The following is a 2,476-nucleotide window of genomic DNA, read 5'->3' as shown; positions in this document are numbered from 1 at the left end:
GTGCGGGTCAATTCTGCGGTCAAATTGGCAATAATCATCGGTTGCCGTTGTTCTGCTTGACGATACTGTTCGATTTCTCCTAAAGCTCGCTGTAATTGTTGCTTTTCGTATTGCAGTTCCTCGTTTTGCTGCTGGATTAGGGTATCGCAACTTTGCCAGCGACGATGTTGCTCGGCTAACTGCGATCGCAGTTCCCCGAGAGCTTGCTCCCGTCGCCAGATCTCCGCTTGTAATTCTTGATTTTGTTGACGTAAATGAGAGGATAGAGCTGCCCAATCTGTCTCATCTGTTGATTGACTCTCATGCTCGACAATTTCAGCAGTAATGACAGTATCCGCATGGGTGAGATGATCGAGGTACAGGTCGGAATTATCGTTCATAAAAGCCAAAGGATGAGGAAACCTAGAAGTTTAGAGACGTTAAAAGCCTTCTATCGTTCCAAAAAAAAATGGGAACCGCATTGTTAGAGACTGCCGCGCGGTTCCACTGCCGATCCTTGAGAGGAGAACACTATAAATAACTATAAGCTTATTAGGAATTGTTGTCAATACTTAATGAGAAATTTTTTCAATAAGTTGGGGAGAGAGGGGAATCGACTAATTCCTAGATAGCTATAGTGCGGGGTATCTGGCCTGGATCCAGGGAAGAATTAGCCACAGCAAAATTGACACAAGCAGCGGTCGAGCGGGTTAGCGGCTCGATGTGCTTCAATAATCCTATAGTTTTTATTTTCCTTGTCGTATCATGCCACGTCCCCCGAAGAAAACCCCTAGCACCCCTGAACCTCCCGAAGAGCCAATTAAAACCACTCCTCCCCTACAACCTCTACAAATTATTAAAAAGGGTTCTAGGGCTGCAGTACCCCCCAAACCTCCAGAAACTCCTCCAGAAATCATCGAGGAAAAACCAGCCGAGGAAACGGTAAAATCAGTCAGTAGCGAGATAAAATCTCCTCTCCGTCCCCGTTTCGATTCGGCTCCTCCATTCCGAAAACCAATTCCCAAAGCAGAAATTCCCGTCATCGAAAAAGCGACGGGAGCTAATGGCGAAGTATTTAATCTGACCGATTCTGTCCTGATTACCGAACCTTTCGGTACTCGTATTGCCGCTATTATCGATAGTTTTTATGCCGATGCTCAAGGCGAAATCTGGGCCCGACTCAAACCAGTGGAAGTTAATCCCGATTGTCGCTGGGAACTGGCCTGTATTCGCTCTCAGGGTTTGGTAAAGGCCGAGTAAGACAGTTATCAGTTATCAGTTATCAGTTATCAGTTATCAGTTATCAGATTTGAGTTTTAAGTGTGCAGTATTAACAAGTAATTTAGATAATATCTCTTGCATAGTTGATTTTTGAGGGTTCAAAAACGTCAAAAATAAGGATTAAATTGCATAAAATATGTAAATAGACCACTTAATTGATTTTTATTCATTCTTAATTCTCCTGACGACCGACTACTGGCTACTGACTTCTAACCCTAACAACAATTTTTGATTTTTACAAGAAGTCTGATGATTTGGTATTCTCAAAAGGTTTACTGGCTATGGTATGATTAAGGGGGGTTTGTCAGACTCTGATATTTTTCATGATAAGTAGCTGGTTATAATTAATAAATTAAAAATGGATTTTAGGTTCGATCCCCCCTGCCCCCCTTGATAAGGGGGGTGCCGATCCCCCCTGCCCCCCTTGATAAGGGGGGTGCCGATAGGCGGGGGGATCCCCCTTGATAAGGGGGGCATCTGATAATTTTTAACGCCTACCCACTTAATCTGTTTTTATATGATATCATGTTGAGCAAAATTAACTCTCTAGATTTGGGTTTAAATTATGATAACTACACTTATCGAACGAGAAGCAGAACCAATTTTAATTAGTGACTTAACCTGGAGAGAATTTAAAGCTGTTGAACAGCTAATCGATCGCCCAGGGTTAAAGTTATCTTTTTTAGATGGAGTTTTGGAGATTAGAAAAATGCCAGGGAAAAAACACGAAACTATCAAAAAACGTATTGCTTCCTTAGTAGAAATTTATTTAGAATTTTTGGGATTAGATTTTACTCCTACTGGTTCTGTCACCTTAGAAAATGAATTTGAAAAGGTTAAAAGAGAAGGTGATGAATCTTATGAATTGGGAGCAAATAGAAAACATCCTGATTTAGTTATTGAGGTGGTTGTTAGTAGTGGAGGAATTAATAAACTAGAAGCATACAAACGGTTACAAATTCCTGAAGTTTGGTTTTGGATGAATGATGAGTTATTGTTTTATAGTTTAGGAAATGAGGGATATAAAGCTGTTAGTAAATCGCAACTTTTACCGAGTTTAGATGTAGGTTTATTGATGCGTTGTATTGGTATAGAAAATCATGCTCAAGCACTGCGAGAATTTAGAGCAGTGATAAAAATTATTGAATCAACATGACCAGCAATTCTCATTTTAAGGTTTCATGACACTAAAACCCTTGCACCCAGAGGGGTTAAT

At 40.7% G+C, this 2,476-nt stretch carries 2 protein-coding genes and 1 pseudogene; 2 read left to right on the top strand and 1 reads right to left on the bottom strand.

Annotation, left to right across the window (positions count from 1 at the left end; all coding sequences use genetic code 11):
- A pseudogene (locus PX484_RS21400) lies at positions 1-380 on the bottom strand (hypothetical protein); the annotation flags it as partial.
- 364 nt (positions 381-744) lie between these two features.
- Between PX484_RS21400 and PX484_RS21395 the strand changes: the two are divergent.
- Complete coding sequence (locus tag PX484_RS21395; protein ID WP_002801393.1) at positions 745-1,239, top strand: hypothetical protein; 495 nt, start codon at positions 745-747, stop codon at positions 1,237-1,239.
- Positions 1,240-1,825: 586 nt separating this feature from the next.
- On the top strand, positions 1,826-2,416 hold the full coding sequence (locus tag PX484_RS21390; protein WP_288105422.1) for a Uma2 family endonuclease: 591 nt from the start codon (positions 1,826-1,828) through the stop codon (positions 2,414-2,416).
- Positions 2,417-2,476 lie beyond the last annotated feature (60 nt).

It is taken from the genome of Microcystis sp. M49636_WE2, from assembly GCF_030065375.1.
GTDB lineage: Bacteria > Cyanobacteriota > Cyanobacteriia > Cyanobacteriales > Microcystaceae > Microcystis > Microcystis aeruginosa_C.
Note: the sequence above shows the minus strand (reverse complement) of the source record. Positions and strands in the feature narration are given on the sequence as shown.